This window comes from Komarekiella delphini-convector SJRDD-AB1 (assembly GCF_014831675.1).
Lineage (GTDB): Bacteria > Cyanobacteriota > Cyanobacteriia > Cyanobacteriales > Nostocaceae > Komarekiella.
The window spans coordinates 101,875-125,295 of record NZ_VJXY01000007.1; the positions used below are offsets into that span (position 1 = coordinate 101,875).

At 41.4% G+C, this 23,421-nt stretch carries 19 protein-coding genes; 9 read left to right on the forward strand and 10 right to left on the reverse strand.

Going from position 1 to position 23,421, the window contains the following annotated elements:
• Nucleotides 1–77: 77 nt before the first annotated feature.
• From FNW02_RS08930 to FNW02_RS08975, 10 genes are all read right to left on the reverse strand, one after another.
• On the reverse strand, nucleotides 78–1,205 hold the full coding sequence (locus FNW02_RS08930; protein WP_191757196.1) for a T3SS effector HopA1 family protein: 1,128 nt from the start codon (nucleotides 1,203–1,205) through the stop codon (nucleotides 78–80).
• A gap of 22 nt (nucleotides 1,206–1,227) precedes the next feature.
• Nucleotides 1,228–2,412: a phosphotransferase gene (locus FNW02_RS08935; RefSeq protein ID WP_191757197.1), complete on the reverse strand. Its 1,185-nt coding sequence runs from the start codon at nucleotides 2,410–2,412 to the stop codon at nucleotides 1,228–1,230.
• A gap of 734 nt (nucleotides 2,413–3,146) precedes the next feature.
• On the reverse strand, nucleotides 3,147–3,380 hold the full coding sequence (locus FNW02_RS08940) for a hypothetical protein (RefSeq protein WP_191757198.1): 234 nt from the start codon (nucleotides 3,378–3,380) through the stop codon (nucleotides 3,147–3,149).
• A gap of 736 nt (nucleotides 3,381–4,116) precedes the next feature.
• The gene (locus FNW02_RS08945; protein ID WP_191757199.1) at nucleotides 4,117–5,208 is read right to left on the reverse strand and encodes an anthranilate phosphoribosyltransferase family protein; all 1,092 of its coding nucleotides are present in this window, start codon (nucleotides 5,206–5,208) and stop codon (nucleotides 4,117–4,119) included.
• Between the two features lie 63 nt (nucleotides 5,209–5,271).
• Nucleotides 5,272–6,219, reverse strand: coding sequence for a LysR family transcriptional regulator (locus FNW02_RS08950; RefSeq protein ID WP_191757200.1), 948 nt, complete (start codon nucleotides 6,217–6,219; stop codon nucleotides 5,272–5,274).
• 301 nt (nucleotides 6,220–6,520) lie between these two features.
• Nucleotides 6,521–6,790 carry a ParE family toxin-like protein gene (locus FNW02_RS08955; protein ID WP_191757201.1) on the reverse strand — a complete coding sequence of 90 codons (270 nt, stop codon included), beginning with the start codon at nucleotides 6,788–6,790 and terminating at the stop codon, nucleotides 6,521–6,523.
• On the reverse strand, nucleotides 6,787–7,005 hold the full coding sequence (locus tag FNW02_RS08960; RefSeq protein ID WP_191757202.1) for a hypothetical protein: 219 nt from the start codon (nucleotides 7,003–7,005) through the stop codon (nucleotides 6,787–6,789). Before FNW02_RS08960 ends, FNW02_RS08955 begins: the two co-directional genes overlap by 4 nt.
• Nucleotides 7,006–7,349: 344 nt before the next feature.
• Nucleotides 7,350–7,730, reverse strand: coding sequence for a hypothetical protein (locus FNW02_RS08965; protein ID WP_191757203.1), 381 nt, complete (start codon nucleotides 7,728–7,730; stop codon nucleotides 7,350–7,352).
• 278 nt (nucleotides 7,731–8,008) lie between these two features.
• Nucleotides 8,009–9,307: a HEAT repeat domain-containing protein gene (locus tag FNW02_RS08970; protein ID WP_191757204.1), complete on the reverse strand. Its 1,299-nt coding sequence runs from the start codon at nucleotides 9,305–9,307 to the stop codon at nucleotides 8,009–8,011.
• A 26-nt stretch (nucleotides 9,308–9,333) separates the two neighbouring features.
• Nucleotides 9,334–9,741 carry a QcrA and Rieske domain-containing protein gene (locus FNW02_RS08975; protein WP_191757205.1) on the reverse strand — a complete coding sequence of 136 codons (408 nt, stop codon included), beginning with the start codon at nucleotides 9,739–9,741 and terminating at the stop codon, nucleotides 9,334–9,336.
• 464 nt (nucleotides 9,742–10,205) lie between these two features.
• Between FNW02_RS08975 and FNW02_RS08980 the strand changes: the two genes are divergently transcribed.
• The 9 genes from FNW02_RS08980 to FNW02_RS09020 all read left to right on the forward strand — a co-directional run bounded on the left by FNW02_RS08980 (nucleotide 10,206) and on the right by FNW02_RS09020 (nucleotide 23,276).
• Nucleotides 10,206–11,828, forward strand: coding sequence for a ferredoxin--nitrite reductase (locus tag FNW02_RS08980; RefSeq protein ID WP_191757206.1), 1,623 nt, complete (start codon nucleotides 10,206–10,208; stop codon nucleotides 11,826–11,828).
• A 26-nt stretch (nucleotides 11,829–11,854) separates the two neighbouring features.
• The gene (locus FNW02_RS08985; RefSeq protein WP_191757207.1) at nucleotides 11,855–13,177 is read left to right on the forward strand and encodes a CmpA/NrtA family ABC transporter substrate-binding protein; all 1,323 of its coding nucleotides are present in this window, start codon (nucleotides 11,855–11,857) and stop codon (nucleotides 13,175–13,177) included.
• Nucleotides 13,178–13,325: 148 nt separating this feature from the next.
• Nucleotides 13,326–14,159 carry a nitrate ABC transporter permease gene (gene ntrB / locus FNW02_RS08990; protein WP_191757208.1) on the forward strand — a complete coding sequence of 278 codons (834 nt, stop codon included), beginning with the start codon at nucleotides 13,326–13,328 and terminating at the stop codon, nucleotides 14,157–14,159.
• Between the two features lie 56 nt (nucleotides 14,160–14,215).
• Nucleotides 14,216–16,204 (forward strand): ABC transporter ATP-binding/substrate-binding protein, encoded by a 1,989-nt coding sequence (locus FNW02_RS08995; RefSeq protein ID WP_191757209.1) that lies wholly within the window; start codon nucleotides 14,216–14,218, stop codon nucleotides 16,202–16,204.
• 141 nt (nucleotides 16,205–16,345) lie between these two features.
• Nucleotides 16,346–17,194: a nitrate ABC transporter ATP-binding protein gene (locus FNW02_RS09000; RefSeq protein ID WP_191757210.1), complete on the forward strand. Its 849-nt coding sequence runs from the start codon at nucleotides 16,346–16,348 to the stop codon at nucleotides 17,192–17,194.
• A gap of 100 nt (nucleotides 17,195–17,294) precedes the next feature.
• On the forward strand, nucleotides 17,295–18,797 hold the full coding sequence (locus tag FNW02_RS09005; protein ID WP_191757211.1) for a NarK family nitrate/nitrite MFS transporter: 1,503 nt from the start codon (nucleotides 17,295–17,297) through the stop codon (nucleotides 18,795–18,797).
• 572 nt (nucleotides 18,798–19,369) lie between these two features.
• Nucleotides 19,370–21,667, forward strand: a complete 2,298-nt coding sequence (locus FNW02_RS09010) for a molybdopterin oxidoreductase family protein (protein ID WP_191757212.1) — start codon at nucleotides 19,370–19,372, stop codon at nucleotides 21,665–21,667.
• A 287-nt stretch (nucleotides 21,668–21,954) separates the two neighbouring features.
• Nucleotides 21,955–22,413, forward strand: coding sequence for a phosphate-starvation-inducible PsiE family protein (locus tag FNW02_RS09015; RefSeq protein ID WP_191757213.1), 459 nt, complete (start codon nucleotides 21,955–21,957; stop codon nucleotides 22,411–22,413).
• 410 nt (nucleotides 22,414–22,823) lie between these two features.
• On the forward strand, nucleotides 22,824–23,276 hold the full coding sequence (locus FNW02_RS09020) for a nitrate reductase associated protein (RefSeq protein ID WP_191757214.1): 453 nt from the start codon (nucleotides 22,824–22,826) through the stop codon (nucleotides 23,274–23,276).
• Nucleotides 23,277–23,421: the final 145 nt, after the last annotated feature.

The window sequence follows — 23,421 nt, forward strand, 5'->3', positions numbered from 1 at the left end:
TCTTCGACGCAGGAGCGTCATTACGAATTAGTAATTATTTGGTCAATAATATTGACTTTCTTGTCAATGCGTAAGTTCTAAATTTCTAACTCTAAAGGTGTATAAATATTATTAGAGTTGGAATTGAGGTAAGGATACTGCAATTGAATACCTTGTAAATCGAAGTGTTTGATAATCAAAGCCATCCGATTTTCTTTTGACTCATTGCCTTGTTGCCAAGCTTCGAGCAAACTATTGGTAACAATTTGACAACGATTCAAACCAAAACTTTCTTTTTTAGTAAATTTATTATCTGGTTCTTCCGCTAAAGCAAGTCCTGGTGCAAGCAATTTTGTGAACAGTGGTACTTCCTCGCTAAAATGTAACTTATACTTCGCATAGACAGATTGCAATACTTGTCGAATAACTGGATAGTTGCTTTTTTCAAAGTAAAGCACAGCTGTATCATAGCGCTCATAGTCTGAAGGATTGTATAGCGCTTTAAAAGTGAAGGGAATGAATATTGTGTTGAGTTGGTGTGTTAGGTTGCCCATAACCGTAACTGCACCTTCAGGACTTAAATTAAAGTAGACGCGCACAAGATGCGAATCGATGAGTGTATCAGCATGACTTAGCGCTCCTGCATTACCAACTGCCATATAAAAACCGTTTTGCACCAGATTAGGGGGCATCCTGATAGTAACCAGGTCGCCAGCGATCGCATGTTGCTCTGTGCCTTGGAGATAGCGATCGCGCTCTATATACACAGTCAACTCGTCCTTTTTCACTGCCAGGATACCATTGCTCTCTTCCCTTAGCACTTGCCAACCTGGGTCAAAATAGCCTTCACCTTTATTGGACAAGTGCAATCGCTCATAAAACTCCACATCTACTCCCAGAAAAGTATTGTTCTCTAGATTCTGAGACATTGTTGAATCCATTGGCTCTGCATCTAGAGCAAGAAGAGTTCGAGCAGCACCGTTATAGTAGATGCCGTAGAGAAAATGGCACAATTGTGAATTAAGAAACTTGTGTTGAAGGTTTAAGGGTAATCGTTGAAAGCGGAGTACTACCTCATCTGGAACTTTTAAAGGTTTGTAATCTGGATGGCAAATACAAAAGTTAGATTGAATCTCAACCTTACTGGCTATATCTTCCAGAGTCGTTAGCAATTCCTGACTCGATGTATTTGACGTTTGCAATATAAGCGAATTTAGTAATTGCATAATTTGTTACCTGTAACTAGAATTACTTAAAAAAGCGCAAATCTTTATGGTGACTCAGTTCAAAAGCTGACATACCGAACACAGTTTGGATTGATTGTTCTGGACGGCACAACAAAGTTTTGGCAACCTGGAGCATACAGATCTCGGTATTATCAAAGGTTTTTTGATGCTGAAGCGTTGCCAGAATTGCTTGAATCAAGGCTAGACCTGAAAATTGCACAACTCGCAGCAAAAAATCAGGACGGCGCTCCAAAATTTCTGGAAAGTTACTTAAATAAGTGTTTACCAGAGCAATTATCGAAGGCTGGAGTAGTTCTAGGGAAGTTGTAGCTAGGTGTAAAGACTCTTCTATGGCAATCGTTTTACTAGTAATCAAGCCATACAACCAGATTTGCAGGTAGCTAGCGATGAGTGTTCCTAAATCGCTAGCTGGATCTCCCCAATTTGATTTTTCCCAATCAATCAGGCGAATGATACTGTTAGCTGGTAGCGATGTTTGAGAAACTATCTCCTCCCAACTATTGGCTAGTAGGATATTATTCAGCTTTAAATCGTTATGAATTAGACAACAGGGTTTAATAGCATTGCTCAACTCTGCGATCGCCTGCTCCAAGCTAGAGTAGCGCTGATAAAGCACAAAGAATTTCAGAGCATCGGCAGGATAGCTACCAAAAATTTCCGGAGTCAAACGTTTTAAACTATGAATCATTTCAAAAGCTGGGTTATTAAATACTTCTGTGCTAGATTCAAAAACTTCTTGATAATCTCGACGGTCTAAAGTTAGGCGATGAATTAAGGCGACTGTTGCACTGATTGCAGTGGCAATGGTGATAGGAAAGATATTTTCTCTACTGTAGAAATCTGCTACATCGCGATAGTCTTTGAAATAATTAAAAACAATAATAAAATTCTCAACATCAAAATGAATTGCCTGCGAAAACGAAGAAAGAATAGGGCTAAAATCTGGAGAACTATGTAACATTTTTTGAAATTGCCACTCTCTTAAAAATTCACTTGCCGTTTTTCCTTCACGATTACGAGGCTCTTGCTTAACTAAAAGTTGACGACCCTCTGGCAGGGTGAGTAACAGGTTAAAGTTTTTAGCAGGTTTTAATTCAATTTTGCTTGGGTACTGATTTTTTTCAGTACAGATACCCTTGTTAATCAAATACTCAAAAACATTTTTATTGCTTAATAAAAAAGACATCTTGAAATCCTTATTTCAAATTTAATTATTAGCAGAATAAATCTAGATAAAATCAACGTTTAGAAGAAGCAATAAATAACTTTACTAGTGAGGTAATGTTATGAATTGCAAATTCTACTAACGCATATCTAAAGCTATTACGCCAAACTTCATTTCCTCAGAAGAACTATCAAGGTTTTGTGTAGTAAAACCAGGGAGAGATTTTTTTGACAACTAATTAGATGGATATCATATAGACTTGTCTAACTCACGTCATAACAGATAAGTTTTATCAAAGCCTTTCAGAATCATAAAAAGATTCCAAATCAATAGAGTGCAAATTAACAATTGATGTTTTATTCATCTCTTATACTCGTCAAATAACTATTGATATTATTGGTATACTGGTTAGTCTGAGCAGGATTAAGCCCTTAATTTCTTGATCCTGCTCTTAGTTGATTTGAGTAGGATTCAGCAATCAAAAGCTGAATCCTACTTAACAGTGAGATATACAGCAGTTTTAAAATGAATAGACCACGCGCAGACCTTTCTGTGTTGAAAAGTTCTGTTCGCTGGAAGCCAATGCACCCTGCGGGATAGCAAGCTACAGACTTTTCGTTCCTACACTAAAAGAGGCTTTGAATTTTCCCCTTCTCTACTAGGGAACTCGAAGCCCCCACAGAGTGGGGATTAGGGTCAGGGGGTAGGGCGTCAGATCTTTTTTTGTAGTCTACTCAAGTGAAAATCGCTGTAAACTATCTCTTACCGCCCTGAGGAGGCTGAACAGCACTAATTGATTTCACTAGGGATATAACATTCTGGATTGCATACACGCCTAGACCAAACTGAAGCAACCCATGAATGTTGGGGCCTTCTCCTCCCTGCAAAGCCATAGCATCTGTATCAGATAGGTCTTGTAGAAAGCTTTCAGAATCCATAAATAGTTCGGAACCAGCAGGATTCAATCCAGACAAATTGATATTTTCCATTGCTTTTACCTCAATTAACTTGAAACAAAACATTAGCATTTGTGTGAGATTAAGCTTTGATTACTTAACCTTACACTTGCAATTATTAGCCGTTAAATTGCAAATTACAATCCTAAAAAATTGATTTATTCGACGTAAACTGACTAATTATGTCCTGCCCAGTTTTTCAAGATTCAACCTACTCTTACATACCAGTGTTGCGCTTGTAAAACTATTATTAATTAATCTAATTAAATTTAATCGAGGATGCTTTGATAAGTAATGTCAGACGTTGTTGTTATGCCTGCTAGTATGAAGCACATCTCAAAATGCGTGACAATCGTGTCGAAATTTTTCTCTAACGCATCCTTAAGATTCATAACAATGTCTACCTGTAATGCTTCGCAAGGCAGTGTATGTTGCAGACAAAATTTAGAGACATAATTAGACAAGTTTTGTCTTTAAAAGAGGATAAATCGTCTGCAAAACCGGATGTGAGACTTGTGACCTCATCTAATCGGCGTGCGGTGATGAGCGCAATATTCTACATTTTGTGTGCAGCCTATGCATGACAATGCTGCCACATGATTTTTTCAACTGGCAAACACTGTACTATTTCGAGAATAGAAGATTGATGACATATGAGAGCGGATGAACTACAAACTCCAAGAATGGGTGCGTGTTATTGAAGATTGCTAACTAAACTCAGCGCTATAGTATATTAAATAAAAAATCTAAAATCTCAAAGGATCATAAACTAGAAATGTGAGTGGTAGTTGCTTTTTGGAAAAATGTTTTGAGCTACTAAATTTACTGCTTGACTGAGTTCTTGAAGTTTACTAGCTACTGCGCCACTGGTTAATAATTCTGCCGCTTTGGCTATACCCGATCGCATATCTGGACAAATGCCACTACGCCACAGGTAAAACCCGCCATTCCACAAGGCTGTTTGCATCAGTTCGCCTGGGTTGCCAAGCAAAACTTGCTGCATATCCGCTACTAGTTCTTCTGTAGTGCCAAGGGGTAGGTTCTTGGTAGTAAAACTGTATTCACGCGGTACAAGGTGCAAGCGTTCTAGTTCTTGCGGTGCTGATGAAGATAAGCCAATAATCGCGGTGCGATCGCGTGGTAAGTCGCAACTGCCTTCCAATCCCTTTACTAATGTAAATTTTGTGACGCCTCGCAGAGCCAAAGCTACCTGAAACATCGCTTCCGTAGGAGGATGGACAAACCCCGTAATTATATGAGCATCCCCAGCATAAGGACACCAAATTAATTCCATTGTCGCCAAAGGCGGACGCTTGCCGAGTTGGTCACGGTATTCCCAAATATTGTTAATTAAAGGAAAATGCTTTGGTGTATAAATAAACCCAACACCCGTTTGCTCAAACACCTGTTGGGTCTTCGTTAGTGGTAAGGCAGTCCAATTGACACCTAATCCCTGCCAAATATCTATCAGAGGTAATCCATACTTTGTTGGCAGGCGATCGCCACCATGCATCACCACTGGTTGACCAACTGCGGCAAGTAGTAAAGCAGTTACGGGGCTAATTGGTGCGGTGCGCGTTCTCCCATCATAAGGTAGACCCAAAACTATCGCCGGACGTGCAGAAGTGATTGGTTGCAGTTTTGGCCCTAGTTCCTCATAAGCATCCAACATGCCAGCTAACTCTTCCCCAGTAGGACGCTTAATCCGATGGGCAATCAAAAATGCTCCAATTTGGGCTGGTGTTGCTTCACCCAGCAGCATCATTTTTGTAGCAGTGGCGGCTTCAGCACGGGTTAAATTCTCACCTGTGTGGTTTCCACTGCCTACTTTTTGCACGAATTCCCTAAATACGTTGCTCATTTGTCCTTTGTCCTTTGTCCTTGGTAAGAGTGTCAATGACGAATGACCAATGACTAATGACACTTAAGAAGCTGATCGCTGCTGGTTGAGTTGTAGTGGGATATTTTCTCGTACCAGTTGCCAAAAGTGCTTGATGGGGGGAATTTGGAGACGGTCTTGAGTTGTTACCATCACTACGCGACGAGTCAAACTCGAACTATCAGGCAAAGTCCCCGTACTATTACTGGCTAGGGGTCTGACTGCAAGGGTAGGGTCGCAACGTGCTTCGATCAGTGCTGATTGAGGCAGCAAAGCTATCAATTCTCCTTGGCGCACTACTCCTCGGAAGGCGTCTAGGGTGTTTACCTCTAAAGCCGCCTGAAGTTTTGCTTCTAGTCGCTCAAATCTATCTTGTATTAGACGTTGCATTCCATAACCATCTTTAAAAACCACTTGGGGATAACGAATTAGCTCCGACCAAGGGATACATTCATACTTAGCTAAGGGATGATTGGCTGCGGCTAGGATTTCTATAGGTTCATCATAAAGTACTTCTACTACCATTTCTCTACCAGTGGTTAAAAACCGATTATTCATTACAATTGCCAGATCCACCAATCCATCTTTGAGGACTTTGAGGGCGCGATCGCTACCTAATGAAGTCACCCGCAATTGTACATCTGGATAATCATGACAAAATTTTTGCAACACTGGTGGCAGATAAGCTGCACACATTGAGTGAATCGCTGCAATGCAAAGTTCTGGCTGTTTTCCTGCGATTAAATCTGCTAACTCGTCTGTGGCTGTTTGCCACTCTTGGCAAATTTTGCGGACGCGGGGTAGCAAACGTTCACCTGCTAGTGTCAACTTGGCATGACTCGTTCTGTGAAACAGTTCTAACCCCAAATCTGCTTCCAATGCCTGGATTTGGCGACTAATCGTCGATTGGGTTACACTACATTGCCGCGCTGCTTGTTGAAAGCTGCCGGTTTGGGCGATCGCCAGAAAGGCTTGCAACTGCTCTAGTCGCATTTTTATGTAGCCTGAATTACATTTATGGCTTTCATTAAGTTAACGGTTTTGTATCCACAATTTAGTAAAGTTTGTTACAGGTCTTTGTCTGAGATTTATATAAATATAAATTATGTTTGACTGCATTCATCGTCAATTATCAGCTTTGCAAAGCCTTTTTCGCTAAATATCCCGTAAAAAGACTTGTGTATTTTATTCTGTAATGTTGGAATTTTTAGATAAGATTTTCAACTTATCACATTCAGTCATTGGGATATATCTCAATGGCTGAATGTGAATCTTGCTAATTTTTTCTACATGGCTACAACTTAGAGAGCAACATGTCATACTTTGTGTGTGAACCAACCCAAAACCAGATGACTGTATCGCCTTCTAACTGTCCAACTACCCGATAACTTTTGCTGATGCGAGCAGAGTAAATTGGTAATTCTGGATGTACTTTTTTGAAGCGCAAACTGGGATGACGAGGATCTTGCTTGAATTGGCGATATGCTTCGCGTGTTTGCTTTTGAACTTGTTCAGGTAAATCAGCAAAGGCTTTACGGAATTGGGCAGTTGTGCGTGACTTCACAACCTCTCTGGGTCTAACTCTTGTGTTTTCCCTGCGTGATACTCAGCCATTGCTTCGGCTGCGAGTTTAGCAAGGGCATCCTTAGAACTTGTGAATGCTTCATCCCATCGGATTTCGTCTTCGAGTTCTTCCAAAATCATTGCAGCGATCGCATCTTGCTCACTGGCAGGCAAAGTTTTCAACCTGGCGATCGCTTTTTCAAGTAACTCGGTCATAACTACCGAACTCCCACAAACGTAGTACTACATTATTATCGTTCACTGCATTATTGCGCGATAGATCCTTTGTCTGACTCAATTATAGATGTTAAGCTACTGACGCTGGACAACCTGAATTAACAATTTCAATGTGTCATTATATAGATGGGGTATAATTTAATAATATTTTCCTAGCTTGCTAGAAGAACACATTGCCTTTTTATAGTAGGTTAGTAAGCGTAGCAGGTCTTTGCCAGTAAATTTAACCGTACAAACAACAAATGTAGGCTGATAAGGATTCGCTTTATTAATACAAGCAAAAAACTTATCAGCCTGTAAATTTTATTTAGAGTGAGATTGGCTTAGGCTAATCTATCAAGTCCGCCTTCTAAAAGATTCTTAATAGCATCTCCGAAATCAGCCCCCTCTTTTGCTTTGGTAAGTTCATCAAAGATATCTCCATCCGGAGGCTGTTGAGTCAAAACTTCGCGTTGCATTGTGTAGAAGTGAGTATATACGCCTTCGGTTTCTAATTCAGCTGTTACCATACGAAAACCTTGAACACCCAAGTAGTTCAAAAATTCATGCATAGTTTTTGCTTTGGGCTTGAGTCGCTTGCCATTCACATAAAGATTCATAATCTCATTGGTAATGCCCCGCCCAAGCAGTTGAACACGAATTTGAAGAAACTGGTATGCTTTTCTCGTCGATACGGAAGTGGTGGATATTATTGTAGCAGTCATAGTAAAGTACTCCTTTGAAGGTGCTTTAGGAGATGAGATGTAGAACACTACATATTGACCAATGTGAATCTACATCTTTAGTTTCTTGTCAGAATAATGGCAAGTTACAAAAGCTCCTGATAAATAGAGTTCCCTGATGAGTAAATGGAGTAACACAATATCAGATGATTTGATTGTCAACTAGATAATCTCAAAGATTTATTACACCCATGACTTCACTAAAACTTGAACACTAACAAATAACCTCTAAACACCTCCCCATTTTTATATACAGAGAGTTACCACTCTGCTAGGGCGATCGCTACTCCTGTTTGCAAATCTGGTGCGAGTGTGGCGTTATTTGCTAACTGCTGCAATTGTTGATGTGCGGCTTCCCTGTCCAGATTTTTCAGTGCAGCGATCGCGTGTAGTCTCACCGCTGGATTAGGATCTGCTAGTAGCGAAATCAATGGTTCAATTGCTTGCATTTTGCCTAGCTGCCCTAATGATAGGGCGATCGCGCTTTTGATGTTGGCAATTTCTGTGGCTGGATGCTTTGATTGCAAGATTTCCAGCAAAATTTCTGTAGCTTGTTGAGTTAACTGCGGCTTTTGTACTCGTCCTAGAACTGTGACTATTTCCTGCCACATTGTCTGTGACAAATTGTGATTCAGTGCTTGTTGTATATATTCCAAACCAGATGGTGTCGCCATCCAACTCAAAGCGCGGATAATTTCGAGTTGCAGCTTGATTGGTGTGTGAGGTGATATCAACACCTGAAATAATTGCTTGGCAGCATCATCACAACTCATCCGCGAAAGGGCAACTGCTGCGACACAACAAACCTCAAGGTTAAAGTCATAAAGCCTAGGTTGCAGTCTCGTAACTAAATCTAATTCTGCACATAAGTCAGGGCGAAAACCTAAACCCAGCACTGCTGCGTGTCTGACTGTGGCAGCTACATCATCCAAAGCAATCAATAGCACTGGTGGGATACGTTCGTCATGAAAGCTACTGAGAGCTTCAATTGCAGCGCTGCGTACTGCTGCTTGTGAATCTTGGACTACACTCAACAGAGGTGTGATGGTTTCTGGTTGCCGAATACAACAGAGCGATCGCACTGCTAAAAGCCGTGTATCTTCTGCTGCTAGGAGTTCCGAGAGTGCGGCGATCGCAACAGTACCCATTTGCCCAAGTGCTGTTGTAGCGATCGCTTTGAGTTCTTCATTTTCATCGATTTTCAACAATTCTACCAAAGACGCGATCGCATCTGGGTGCTGAAACTCACCTAAAATCTTTGCTGCATACCAACGCAATTCTTCTTCTGCGTCTTCATCTTCTAAAATTTCAATGAGTGGCAAGATGGCAATATTTCCCAAGCTAGTCAACACCTTGGTAACTTCCCAACGTTGTTGAAAATCACCCATCTCTAAAATTGAAATTGCTAATTTCAGGATATATTCTCGATTTTTAACTATCTCTGAATGTCTAGAGTTTTCTCCCAAAACTAACTGTTGCAAATATTGAATCAGCGATGACCAATCAGCTGCATCATGTGCTATTTTGACCTGCACCAAAAGCTGGTTGAGATTATTCACGACACTTTGCTTAAATTTGGAATTGTCTAGGTGGGCTTAACCACAACTGAATCACCCTCAATCTTAGCGGCGTAAGTTTTTAGCGGTGTTGTTGCTGGGCCTCTTTGCACTTTACCATCAACACCAAATTCCGAACCATGACAGGGACAGGCGAATTTTTTTGCCTCAGCTTGCCATGCCACTGTGCAGCCTGCATGAGAACAAGTCGGGTTAACAGCAGTCAGATTTACGTTTTTAGATGTACCCACTACCAAAACCGGCCCAACGGGTGAGTTTTTAGCAAGTATTTGACCAGTCTTATCTAATTCTGCTGATGTGCCCACAGCTTGCCAATCTCCAGCAGTTGTCTGAGAAGAACAAGCTGCAATAGCTACAGGTAAAGAACTCGCTATCGAACCCAAACCCACCCAATAGATGAAATCACGACGTTTCATGACTGCGTTTTAGCTAACATACATTGATCTTAAATGCTGTTCAGTAAGTGCTTTGCACCGCTGATTGGCTAGTCTTTATGCAGAAAACGCATAGTGTTAATACACTTTCAGCAATTTTACTAAAAAACCGTAACAATTTATACGATTTTAACATAAATCCCGTCTTAACTTAGAAGTATCGAAATTGTTACATAAACAGTATCCACAGCTTCTTGACAAATTTGCAAAATGTAAAGGAAAGAGATTTTCCCTAACCACCAGGGATTTTCAGGCAGGCATATTAACTATTTTAGGTTTCAGGTTGTAATGCTCTTGAGTGCAGATAATCAGCCGTAACTAAATCAAATTTTTTGATTATTAACCCTCGTAGACCCATGAACTGATGAGACTGCGGGCTGGTTGATATTAGGTAAGTACTTTTACAAGTTCTCAGCGAATCAGTAACTTGCAACGAGACTCATCTCATGACAGACACAGCAACTACCACCACAACAAGCCTTAACAAGTTTGAGAAATTCAAAGCAGAAAAAGACGGACTCGCCGTTAAAGGTGAGATAGAGAAATTTGCTGCCCTAGGCTGGGAAGCAATGGACGAAACAGACCGTGACCACCGACTCAAGTGGGTTGGTGTATTTTTCCGCCCAGTCACTCCGGGCAAGTTTATGATGCGGATGCGCTTACCTAACGGTATTCTCACTAGCAGCCAGATGCGTGCTTTAGCAGGAGTGGTGCAGCGTTACGGAGATGACGGCAATGCCGACATTACTACTAGACAAAATATCCAATTGCGGGGCATCAGGATTGAAGACTTACCTGATATTTTTAATAGATTTCACGCAGTTGGTTTAACCAGCGTTCAATCAGGGATGGACAACATCCGCAATATCACAGGCGATCCGGTGGCGGGGTTGGATGCAGATGAATTGTATGACACACGAGAGGTGGTACAGCAGATTCAGGACATGCTCACCAATAAAGGTGAAGGCAATCCAGAGTTTACCAACCTACCAAGGAAATTTAACATTGCGATCGCTGGTGGACGAGACAATTCAGTTCACGCCGAAATCAACGATTTAGCTTTCGTTCCCGCGTTTAAGGAAGGGACTGGGGACTGGGGACTGGGAACTGGGGAAGAATCTTCCCAATCGCCAATATTTGGATTCAACGTCTTGGTGGGTGGCTTTTTCTCAGCTAAACGCTGTGAGGCGGCGATTCCTCTAAATGCTTGGGTGTCTCCAGAAGATGTGGTAGCCGTATGTAGAGCCGTTTTGGAAGTTTATCGGGATCACGGTTTACGTGCCAATAGACAAAAATCCCGCTTGATGTGGCTAATTGATGAATGGGGTTTAGAAAAGTTTCGCCAAGAAGTCGAAAACCGTTTGGGTAAATCATTATTACCCGCAGCAGCAAAAGACGAAATTGACTGGGAAAAACGCGACCATATCGGCGTATATAAACAAAAACAATCAGAATTCAACTACGTAGGCTTGCACATCCCCGTTGGTCGGCTGTATGCCGAAGACATGTTTGAAATTGCACGTCTAGCAGAAGTTTACGGTAGTGGTGAAATCCGCTTCACCGTTGAGCAAAACATCATTATTCCTAATATTCCTGACTCGCGGTTGGCAACATTTTTAACAGAACCACTGCTGGAAAGGTTTTCGATTGATCCTGGTTTGCTGACGCGATCGCTAGTTTCTTGCACAGGCTCACAATTTTGTAACTTTGCCCTAATTGAAACCAAAAACCGTGCTTTAGGAATCATCAAAGCATTAGAAGCAGAGTTAATACTCACTGCAAATGTGCGAATTCACTGGACAGGTTGTCCTAACTCCTGCGGACAGCCCCAAGTTGCAGATATCGGCTTGATGGGAACTAAAACTCGCAAAAACGGCAAAGCTGTAGAAGGGGTTGATATCTACATGGGTGGCAAAGTTGGCAAAGACGCCCATCTAGGAACTTGTGTCATCAAAGGCATACCCTGTGAAGACTTACAACCATTCTTGCAAAATTTACTCATTGAACACTTTGGGGCAAAACCGAGGCAAGAAGCCTTGGTAACTCATTGGTCAGTAGATCACAACTAAACAGTTAACAACTAAATAAAGGACAAATGGCAAATCTTTCAAGAAGAAAATTTATTTTCACCGCAAGTGCTACTGCTACCGCTGCTATTTTGGCTCACGGTTGTTCTGCTGGCAGCAATACAGCCTCAACAGGTGGTGACTCACCCTCTGCTGCTCCAGCCGCCAACGTCTCTACAGTGGCTAATGCTCCGAAGGTAGAAACAACCAAAGCCAAGCTAGGATTCATCGCTCTAACTGATGCTGCTCCCTTAATTATTGCTAAAGAAAAGGGTTTCTTTGCTAAGTACGGCATGACTGATGTCGAGGTGATCAAACAGAAATCTTGGCCTGTGACTCGTGACAACTTAAAAATCGGCTCGGCTGGCGGTGGTATTGATGGCGCACATATCCTCAGCCCGATGCCTTACTTGATGACCATCAACGATAAAGTGCCAATGTATATCTTGGCAAGGTTAAACACCAATGGTCAGGCTATCTCTGTTGCCAATAGATTTAAAGAACTCAATGTTAATTTAGAAAGCAAAGGGCTGAAAGAAGCTGCAAGTCAGGCCAAAGCTAATAAAAAAGCCTTAAAATTTGGTGTTACCTTTCCCGGTGGTACTCACGATTTGTGGATGCGCTATTGGCTAGCGGCCGGCGGCATCAATCCAGATCAAGATGTGGTTTTAGAACCCGTACCACCACCACAAATGGTGGCGAATATGAAAGTCAACACCATCGATTCTTTTTGTGTGGGAGAGCCTTGGAACGCTCAATTGGTAAACCAAAAAATAGGTTATTCAGCTTTAGTTACAGGCGAATTGTGGAAAGATCATCCAGAAAAAGCCTTTACTATGCGGAAAGATTGGGTTGATCAAAATCCCAATGCCACACAAGCAATGTTGATGGCAGTTATGGAAGCTCAACAATGGTGCGATCGCGCAGAAAATAAAGAGGAGATGTGCAAAATCTGCTCTGATCGTAAATACTTTAATGTTGCCGCCGCAGATATTTTAGAAAGGTCAAAAGGCAATATTGACTTTGGTAATGGTCGTACTCAGCAAAACTTCCCAAATCGCATGAAGTTCTGGGCAGATAATGCCTCTTATCCTTACAAAAGTCATGATATTTGGTTTCTAACAGAAGATATTCGTTGGGGCTATTTACCAAAAGATACTAAAGTTCAAGAAATAGTTAACCAAGTCAATAAAGAGGACTTGTGGAAAAAAGCAGCTAAAGCTATTGCTGTTCCTGATTCCGAAATTCCTAAGAGTAGTTCTCGTGGCATTGAGACTTTCTTTGATGGTGTGAAATTTGACCCAGAAAAACCAGAAGAATATTTGCAGAGTTTGAAAATTAAAAAAGTTTAATTAATGATTTAGGCATAATTAAACATCAAAAAAATAGTTAGTAGTGAGCGATTCATCGCTCATAGCAAGTTATATCAGGACTAAAGTCCTTACTACAAACTTGAATTTTTACGCCTAGCTACTTAAAGGCAGTGGGAGAAAATAGAAAATGGCAGCTATTCTTGGAAGTCGCACTATCAAGAAAAATCACCGTAAGAATTTCAATAAATTAGTTTCGCAAAAAATTGTGCCGCCACTGGTAGCATTAGCTATTTTTCTAGTGATTTGGCAACTACTTTGTTTAAATCCTAACTTTAAGTTACCTGGGCCGATAGAAACCTTTTCCGAAACTTGGAATCCTTTTATCATTAATCCATTTTTTGATAATGGCGAAAGTGATAAAGGCTTAGGCTGGCAGATACTCAGTAGTTTAGGAAGAGTTGGTTTAGGCTTTTCTCTAGCAGCAATTGTTGGTATCGCCTTGGGGATTTTGATTGGTGCTAATAAATTACTTTATAACGCTCTAGATCCCATTTTCCAAGTGTTGCGGACTGTACCGCCTCTCGCATGGCTACCAATTTCTTTAGCAGCATTTCAACAGGCTAATCCTTCAGCTATTTTCGTGATTTTCATTACATCTGTTTGGCCAGTTGTAATCAACACTACAGTGGGCGTGCAACAAATTCCTCAAGATTACATCAACGTAGCTAGAGTTTTGCGTTTAAAAGGAGCCAAGTATTTCTTTAAAGTGGTGTTTCCTGCCACTGTTCCTTATATATTCACAGGGTTACGCATTGGCATTGGTTTATCTTGGTTAGCAATTGTCGCAGCAGAAATGTTAGTCGGTGGTGTTGGAATTGGTTCATTTATTTGGGATGCCTATAATACCACCACAGAAACTAACTTAAGCGAAATTATCCTCGCTTTAATTTATGTTGGTTTGGTCGGCTTAATCTTAGATAGATTAGTTGGCTTTATAGCTAGTAAGCTTGTACCCGAATAACAAAAGTAGGAAATGGGTTATTTCTCAATTACGAATTACGAATTACGAATTAAAAAATGACTACTTTTGTTGAAGTTGATCACGTTGACCGTGTATTTGATCTGCCAACTGGTGGCAAATATATTGCTCTAAAAAATATTGAGTTGAAAATCCAACAAGGGGAATTTGTTTCTCTAATTGGACACTCTGGTTGTGGTAAATCTACTTTGCTCAACATCATTGCAGGTTTAGATCGAGCAAGTGTTGGTGGCGTTACCTTGGAAGGGCGGGAAATCAAAGATCCCAGTCCAGATCGGATGGTAGTGTTTCAAAACTACTCTTTGCTGCCTTGGTTAACAGTACGGGAAAACGTAGCCCTGGCTGTGGATGAAGTGTATAAAGGTAAGCCCAAGGGTCAACGTCAAAGCATTATTGAAGAACATATCGATATGGTGGGGCTACGCCCTGCGGCGAATAAACGTCCGAGTGAGTTATCTGGGGGGATGAAACAACGGGTAGCGATCGCTCGCGCCCTAGCTACCCGTCCCAAGTTGTTACTGCTAGATGAACCCTTTGGGGCATTGGATGCCTTAACGCGGGGTAGCTTGCAAGAACAACTGATGAAAATTTGCAACGAACACAATGTTACATGCGTGATGGTGACACACGACGTGGATGAAGCGCTTTTATTGAGCGATCGCGTCGTCATGCTCACCAACGGGCCAGAAGCTCATATCGGGCAAATTATCGAAGTGCCAATCCCCCGCCCGCGTCAACGCCTGGAAGTAGTCAAACATCCCAGCTATTACAGTCTGCGGAATGAAATGATTTACTTTCTCAACCAGCAAAAGCTGGCCAAGAAACGCAAAGTACAGCAGACTTCAGTACCAGTAGCTACATTCCACAACGGCTTAGAAAAAGTCAATCTGGAAATTGGCTTTTTACCTTTAACTGATGCTGCACCTTTGATTGTTGCTAAAGAAAAAGGCTTCTTTGCTCAGTACGGTTTAGAAAAAATCACCCTCAATCGTGCCAGTAATTGGGAAGAAATAACTCAAGGGGTTGTTAATGGTAAATTAGACGCTGCTCAAATGCTTGCAGGAATGCCTTTAGCCCTAACTTTGGGTGCTGGTGGTAAAAAACCAATTCCTGTAATCAATGCCCTAAATATTTCTCGCAATGCTAACGCCATTACTTTAAGCAAAAGATTGTATAGCCAAGGAGTCAGAAACCTAACTGACTTAAAAGCAGCAATTAGCGCTACTCCCGACCATATTCTGACTTTGGGTGTAGTTCATCCTACTTCAATGCTGAATCTAATGCTGCGTTATTGGTTGGCGGCTGGTGGCATAGATCCCGATCAAGATGTCGGCTTAACGGTGATTCCACCAATGGAAATGGTTTCTCAACTCAAAGCCGGAAATATTGACGGTTATTGTGCTGGAGAACCTTGGAACTACCTTGCTGTTCATCAAGACTTAGGCTTTGTTGCGGCTACAGCTTTGGAAATTTGGTCAGGACAGCCGAAAAAAGTCTTGGGAGTGCGAGAAGATTGGGCGCAGCAGTACCCAGAAACTTATCTTGCTCTGGTCAAAGCACTGCTAGAAGCTTGTAAATACTGTGATGATCTCCGCAACCGCGAAGAGATTTTAGAAATACTCTGCCGTTCTGAATATTTAGATATAGATCCTGTGTACGTCCGTCCGGGATTCATCGATCCCTACGATCGCGGCGACGGTACACAACTACAAGAATTCACAGCATACAACCAGTTTTATCTCAACAAAACCAACTATCCCAACAGGACTGAAATTTTGTGGATGGTGACTCAGATGGCGCGTTGGGGCTTAACACCTTTCCCAAAAAACTGGGTGGATGTGATTGAAAGAGTCTGTCGTACAGACATATTTGGTGCTGCTGCACGCGAACTTGGCTTACTCGACATCGGAGAGGATGACCCGATTCATTTATTTGATGGTAAAGTTTTTAACCCCTCAGAGCCGATAGAGTATCTCAAGAGCTTGGAAATTAAACGACAAATACGTATTGAAGAAGTATTTATTTAGTCATTAATCACTTCTCATCATAAGATTACCTGCCTCTTCCTTTGCATCCTTGGCGTCCTTGGCGTCCTTGGCGGTTCGTTAAAAAAAATTAGTCTTCGAGCAGAAACAACAACTAATAAATAACAAATTACTAAATTCATCATGCAAACAGTAAACGGAACTAGCAGCAAAACTCAAATCAATCAACTGCAAACGAAAAAAGCAGAAAACTTTTTGGTAATTGAAGGTGTAAGCAAAATTTATCCAACTTCTGAAGGCCCTCACACCGTACTCGATGGAGTTGACCTAAAAGTGCGTGAGGGCGAATTCGTTTGCATCATTGGTCATTCTGGCTGTGGTAAATCAACTTTGCTCAACATGATTTCCGGGTTTAACACTCCCACCGACGGTGTTGTCCTGCTGCAAGACAAACCCATCACCGAACCAGGCCCCGACCGGATGATGGTATTCCAAAACTATTGTTTACTGCCTTGGCTGAGCGTTTTTGATAACGTTTACCTAGCTGTAGATTCGGTGTTTCCGAAAAAACCCCAGGCAGAGAAACGGGCGATCGCCAGAGAACATTTAGCAATGGTGGGACTTACAGAAGCAGCTGACAAGAAACCCAATCAGCTTTCTGGAGGGATGAAACAGCGAGTTGCGATCGCCCGCGCCCTTTCCATCCGTCCCCAAGTTTTGATTCTCGATGAACCCTTTGGTGCATTAGATGCCATCACCAGAGAAGAATTACAAGAAGAACTGCTGCAAATCTGGCGTGAGCATCAAGTCACCGTACTGATGATTACCCATGACATTGATGAAGCGCTTTTCCTTGCCGACAGAGTTGTGATGATGACTAACGGGCCATCTGCTCACATCGGTGAAATCCTCAATATCCCCTTCTCCCGTCCCCGCAATCGTCGCCGCATCATGGAAGACCCTGAGTATTACAACCTGCGGAACTACGCTCTAGACTTCCTCTTTCGCCGATTTGCTCACGCTGACGAGTAACAAAGTTTGTCATTGGTCATTTGTCATTCTCTTCCCCTGCTCCCCTGCTCCTCTACCTACCTCCCCTCCCCTACCCCTGATCTTCACTTAGGAAGGCCTAATGCTTAAAAAATTATTTTCATTCAGCGGGCGCTACAGCATATTACATAAGACTTGGTTTGCCTTCTTTCTCACCTTTGTCTGTTGGTTTAATTTCGCTCCTTTTGCGACAACGATTGGTAAACAGCTACAGCTAGCGCCCGAACAAATTAAAACTTTGGCTATTTGTAATCTGGCTTTGACTATTCCAGCGCGGATCATCATTGGGATGCTTCTGGATCGTTTTGGCCCCAGACGTACCTATTCAATGCTGCTGATTTTTGCGGCTGTTCCCTGTTTGGCTACGGCGCTGTCGCAAGACTTTAACCAACTAGTTATCAGCCGCTTATTGATGGGAATTGTTGGATCTGGGTTTGTGGTTGGTATCCGCATGGTGTCGGAGTGGTTCCCCCCAAAGGAGATGGGAATTGCTCAAGGTATTTATGGTGGTTGGGGTAACTTTGGGGCTTTTGGGGCAGAGTTTGCTTTGCCAATACTTGCAGTTTCTACTAGCTTTATGGCTGGTGGTGCTTCTAACTGGCGTTTTGCGATCGCTCTTACAGGGATCATTGCAGCCATCTATGGCGTAATTTATTACAACAGTGTCCAAGATACACCCCCAGGCAAAGTCTACAAGAAACCTAAGAAAAATGGTTCTCTAGAAGTGACCAGCGTCAAAAGCTTCTGGGCAATGATTATCTCCAATTTTGGTTTAATTTTTGCTCTAGGTTTATTAGCTTGGCGTTTAGAACAAAAGAACATTCACTTTTTGACTTTAAGCCAAATGTATCTGGCTTGGTTGCTATTAGGAGGATTATTTGCTTACCAAACTTACAAAGCTTGGCAGGTTAATCGGGAACTTTTAATTGGCAAAAAAACTTATGCTGCATCTGAACGCTTTCAGTTTGGTCAAGTAGCTTTACTCGAATTCACTTATGTAACTAACTTTGGTAGCGAGCTGGCAGCCGTTTCCATGTTACCTGCATTTTTTGAAAAAACTTTTGCTTTAGAGCATGTAGTAGCTGGGATGATTGCTGCTACATATCCCTTTTTGAACTTAATTTCTCGTCCCAGCGGTGGTTTAATTTCTGATAAGTTAGGTTCTCGCAAATGGACAATGACAATTATCAGTGTTGGTATTGGTATCGGCTATGTGATGACCCATTTTATTAATAGCAGTTGGCCGATTCCGCTGGCGATCGCAGCTACTATGTTTGCCGCTTACTGTGCTCAAGCTGGTTGCGGTGCAACCTACGGTATTGTACCTCTAATTAAAAAAGAAGCCACTGGACAAATTGCCGGAAATGTTGGGGCTTACGGTAATTTTGGTGGTGTGGTTTATCTGACAATTTTCAGTTTAACTAACGCACAAACACTGTTTAGCACAATGGCTATAGCCGCTTTTATCTGTGCTTTTATGTGTGCCTTTTTCCTTAAAGAACCGCAAGGCTCTTTTGCATCTGCTGATGAAAGTGAATTACAAGAAACTTCCAATAAAAACTCTACTGTACTAGTAGAAGAATAAGCTAGTTGCAAAGGTAGTCACTGAGTGAAGTTTCAGTTATAAAAATGTAGTCTGCATAGAGATAAAGACAAGATTTAGCTTTAGCTCATCAAAACTTTGAAGCGGACTACAGTATCTCAAAGCCTGCCTACAGGCTTTATTCGTTTATATTTACCTTTCTATACTGGAAAAGTTTTTGTAAATCCTGCTTAAATCAGTATGTAAAATTTCAAAAATTGGTAAAAATATGATTGTTAAAATTCAAAAATAATAAGTATTTAACCAATAATTACTGTAATTTTGATAGATAAAAAATATTAAAAATAAAGCATAAAAAGTATCGTGCATTACATTTCATTTGATTTAAATAATATTAAATAAGTAAAAATACTAGATTAATCGTTTAATCAAAGTTAAAAAAACATAATTGGGCAAATTTTAGTAACTTAAATTATTAGTTTTGAACAAGGAGCAGTTTAAATATTTTCTCATTACCACTAGTTAAGTTAATAACGACATGATTCGCTAAAATTGCGTCTCTACAAACCTTGCTTTTCAATATTTAAAAAATCAGCGAACACGGTACAACTGTCATGAGTGAATTTACCAAAACCCTTTGTCCATACTGCGGTGTTGGCTGTGGTTTAGAAGTTTCACCTCCAGCCCAACCTAACAAAGCGACTAATCGAGATAGCCAAGGAAATCCAATTTGGCGGGTGCGAGGCGACAAAGCACACCCATCCAGTCAGGGTATGGTTTGCGTTAAAGGTGCGACGATCGCTGAATCCTTAGATAAAAATAGACTACATTACCCAATGGTGCGAGACTCGTTAGATCAGGAGTTCCGGCGCGTTAGTTGGGATGAAGCTTTTGATCTGATCACCAAGCGCATTCAAACCGTGCGCTTTACCCAAGGGCCAGAAGCCTTATGTATGTATGGTTCCGGTCAGTTTCAAACCGAGGACTACTACATTGCTCAGAAACTCATGAAAGGCTGTCTGGGTACTAATAATTTTGATGCCAACTCTCGCTTATGTATGTCTAGTGCTGTAGCTGGCTATATTCAAAGCTTTGGCTCAGATGGCCCTCCCTGCTGTTACGAAGACTTGGAGTTAACCGACTGTGCATTTTTAATTGGCACTAATACGGCTGAATGTCATCCAATTGTTTTCAATCGGTTAGAGAAGTATCACAGAAAGAATCGCAAAGTCAAAATGATTGTGGTCGATCCCCGTCGCACACCAACCGCAGAAGCCGCAGACTTACATTTAGCGATTCGTCCTGGTACAGATATCGATTTGTTGAATGGGATCGCACATTTATTGATGCGCTGGAACTACATCGATACGATGTTTATGGACGACTGCACCAGTAACTTTCCCGCTTATGCTGAGGTGATTCGGCACTATCCGCCAGAAGTAGTGGCTCGTGAATGTGGGATTAGTATTGAAGATTTAGAAACAGCAGCCCGGTACTGGGGTGAATCTGGGCGGGTACTGTCTCTATGGTCAATGGGTGTGAATCAATCGTCAGAAGGGACGGCTAAGGTCAGAACGATCATTAATCTGCACCTGATGACCGGACAAATTGGCAAACCAGGAGCAGGCCCTTTCTCGCTCACAGGTCAGCCGAACGCGATGGGAGGACGGGAAGCCGGAGGTTTGGCGCATTTATTACCTGGTTATCGGGTGGTAAAAAATCCTCAGCATCGCGCAGAAGTTGAGGAATTTTGGGGACTCAAGCCAGGACAGATTTCGCCTAATCCGGGTCTGACTGCATGGGATATGATTACTGGATTGGAAACTGGCGATGTGGGATTACTGTGGATTGCTGCTACTAATCCAGCTGTGAGTATGCCAGATTTGGAACGGACGAAGAAGGCGTTGTTGCGATCGCCCTTCACTATCTACCAAGACGCCTATTACCCTACAGAAACCGCCGCTTATGCTCACGTCCTATTACCTGCTGCACAATGGGGTGAGAAAACTGGCGTGATGACAAATTCTGAACGGGTGGTAACTTTGTGTTCAGCATTCCGCCAACCGCCAAGAGAAGCGAAAGCTGATTGGGAAATTTTTGCCGAGGTTGGTCGCAGATTAGGTTTTGCTGGAGAGTTTGCTTTTGCTAACTCGGCTGAAGTTTATGCTGAGTTTACCCAACTAACTCGCGGGAGGCCTTGCGATATGACGGGTATCAGTCATGAGCAATTACAGACTGAAGGAGCAACTCAGTGGCCTTACCCAGAAGAAAAAGCCGAGCCAATATTTATGGATTCCGAAACAGGAATTCTCAGTTTTGAGCCAGAAGAAGGCGACGATGAAGAAATTCTATTACACAAGGAAGCCGCGAAGAAACAGAAGTACTATAGACGCAGAACTGGTAAACGTCTCTACACGGATTTGCGCTTTCATACCCCTGATGGACGCGCCCGATTTGCAGCATTTTACTCGCGCGGATTAGCAGAACCACCTGATCCAAATTATCCCTTTGTACTGACTAATGGAAGGCTTTACGGACACTGGCACACTCAGACGCGCACCGGTCGAATTGAAAAAATTCGCCAAATGCATCCCGAACCATTTATAGAAATTCATCCCCGTGATGCCGCTGTTTTGAATATTGCAGATCATCAGTTGATAGAAGTGCGATCGCGCCGAGGTAAAGCTAATTTTCCTGCAAAAGTGACAAAGGCGATCGCACCTGGCACAGTTTTTGTACCCATGCACTGGGGCGCACTGTGGGCAGACGACGCCGAAGCCAACGCCCTCACCCATCCAGAATCTTGCCCCGATTCACTGCAACCAGAATTAAAAGCTTGTGCAGTGCAGCTAATACCAATTTCTGTAGAAGTTACAGTCAAAAATTATCAACTCCAGTCTTCACAGTGGTAAGCTGCTAAGTATACCTTTCAATAGTAAATTGGTAATAAATAATCTAGTCAAATATCCATAGTCAATAGTCAATGGTAATTATTAAGTTTTTTGATTATATACTCTTGACTATTAACCATTACCATTTTAAGAAAGGTAAAATTCTCATTATCAAGAAGCTTGCCTAGTACTAGCTTGAGTTATGAAAAATAAAAAACTTAATATGAAACTTGCAAAGTGCTTTTTTTAATCCTCTAGATTTATCTATGGGATTTTTATTTTTTTTACTTTAAAACCGGGTGCAGCAGATGAAGAAATTGCTTAGGAAAGTTGCAGAAGTTACCAAAGATGAGAACTTTATGCACGTCATCGAACACATAGAGGTGATAGTTTCTAAAGTTCTATCTATTTTAATGGTCGTAGTAATTTTGGTTGCGATCGGTGATCTAGTAATTTTTATTATTCAAGAATTATTTACAACTCCATACGCCAGGTTTAACACAACATTGTTTAAAATATTCGGGTTGTTTTTGAATGTTTTAATTGCTTTAGAAATCTTAGAAAATATCACAGCTTATCTGCGAAAACACGTTTTTCAGGTAGAATTAGTTATCGTAACTTCTTTGATTGCTATTGCCAGAAAAATAATTATTCTTGACTTGGAAAAAGTCACGGGCATTGATATTATTGGTTTAGGAATTGCTATTCTAGCTTTGTCAATTAGTTATTTAATAATTCGCTTCAGTAATTCTAGACATTTCCATTAAAATAGGACATTTAAATAATTCGTAATTCGTAATTCGTAATTAAGTTTTGTAATGAGGATTTAACCCCAATACAAAGCTTGCCGATTATAAAACCGGGGGACTTAAACCCACGGAACTAGTTAAAATTTAGAATAAATTATAAGAGTAAAAAGCTCTTTGATATTGTGAGCCAAATAATCCTTATACAACGGGTAAGCTAAAAAGCGAGTGGAATGACTTACGATCACTATCATACCTTTCCCCTTTTCTCTTTTATCCCTCTTGTTTATTACTAGATAATATTAAGTAGAAAAGCTTATAATTAAATACAAGCTCGTAGTCAGCGGCTCTAACCCTTTAAAACTTGACAGCGATAAATCGCTAACTACGAAAAAAAATTTTATCTGAAATTGAATTTTTAACTATTGATTATGGCAACTTTCTTTAAATTTGAAAGCGATTTTGTTGACTCCCTGCGTTGCATCCCCATGCAAGTACGTTACAAATTAGATAGCTGTGGCATCAAGCTAAAATTGTCTGATTGGAACCACATGGCTCACGCTGAGCGTGAAACTTTAGTCGAATTACCTTGCACTACAGAAACGGAAATTCGAGCTTACCAAGAATATCTCCAGCAGTTAATTTTAGAACGCACAGGCATACCACCTGCAAAATTGCCTATCGAGGCTCATCCTGCATGGATGGACTCTACTACTATACCAGGCAGCATTCAAGAAAAATCTCAAGAAATACATATTACCCTCACACCGCATCAGTGGGCAAATTTAACTCCCTTACAGCGTTTTGCTCTGATTAAACTTAGCCGTTCAGGACATGAAAACAAAAACTTTCCAAAAGCAATGGCAGAATTTTCTCTGCTTTAATTAACCTTGGTGATTAATCAGACTTTTCGCGTCTGTAGAAAGCTCAACGCGCAACCTAATCCCCACCTCCCTTTTATAGTGACAGACAGAACATGTAGAGACGTTGCAATGCAACGTCTCTACAAAAGGATTTGTTGCAATTATT

Coding starts and splice junctions, on each gene's coding strand:
- FNW02_RS08930 (WP_191757196.1), bottom strand. CDS start 1,205: ATGCAATTACTAAATTCGCTTATATTGCAAACGTCAAATACATCGAGT.
- FNW02_RS09015 (WP_191757213.1), top strand. CDS start 21,955: ATGAAGAAATTGCTTAGGAAAGTTGCAGAAGTTACCAAAGATGAGAAC.
- FNW02_RS08965 (WP_191757203.1), bottom strand. CDS start 7,730: ATGACTGCTACAATAATATCCACCACTTCCGTATCGACGAGAAAAGCA.
- FNW02_RS09020 (WP_191757214.1), top strand. CDS start 22,824: ATGGCAACTTTCTTTAAATTTGAAAGCGATTTTGTTGACTCCCTGCGT.
- FNW02_RS08945 (WP_191757199.1), bottom strand. CDS start 5,208: ATGAGCAACGTATTTAGGGAATTCGTGCAAAAAGTAGGCAGTGGAAAC.
- FNW02_RS08980 (WP_191757206.1), top strand. CDS start 10,206: ATGACAGACACAGCAACTACCACCACAACAAGCCTTAACAAGTTTGAG.
- FNW02_RS08985 (WP_191757207.1), top strand. CDS start 11,855: ATGGCAAATCTTTCAAGAAGAAAATTTATTTTCACCGCAAGTGCTACT.
- FNW02_RS08935 (WP_191757197.1), bottom strand. CDS start 2,412: ATGTCTTTTTTATTAAGCAATAAAAATGTTTTTGAGTATTTGATTAAC.
- FNW02_RS08995 (WP_191757209.1), top strand. CDS start 14,216: ATGACTACTTTTGTTGAAGTTGATCACGTTGACCGTGTATTTGATCTG.
- FNW02_RS09000 (WP_191757210.1), top strand. CDS start 16,346: ATGCAAACAGTAAACGGAACTAGCAGCAAAACTCAAATCAATCAACTG.
- FNW02_RS08940 (WP_191757198.1), bottom strand. CDS start 3,380: ATGGAAAATATCAATTTGTCTGGATTGAATCCTGCTGGTTCCGAACTA.
- FNW02_RS09005 (WP_191757211.1), top strand. CDS start 17,295: ATGCTTAAAAAATTATTTTCATTCAGCGGGCGCTACAGCATATTACAT.
- FNW02_RS08975 (WP_191757205.1), bottom strand. CDS start 9,741: ATGAAACGTCGTGATTTCATCTATTGGGTGGGTTTGGGTTCGATAGCG.
- FNW02_RS08960 (WP_191757202.1), bottom strand. CDS start 7,005: ATGACCGAGTTACTTGAAAAAGCGATCGCCAGGTTGAAAACTTTGCCT.
- FNW02_RS08950 (WP_191757200.1), bottom strand. CDS start 6,219: ATGCGACTAGAGCAGTTGCAAGCCTTTCTGGCGATCGCCCAAACCGGC.
- FNW02_RS09010 (WP_191757212.1), top strand. CDS start 19,370: ATGAGTGAATTTACCAAAACCCTTTGTCCATACTGCGGTGTTGGCTGT.
- ntrB (WP_191757208.1), top strand. CDS start 13,326: ATGGCAGCTATTCTTGGAAGTCGCACTATCAAGAAAAATCACCGTAAG.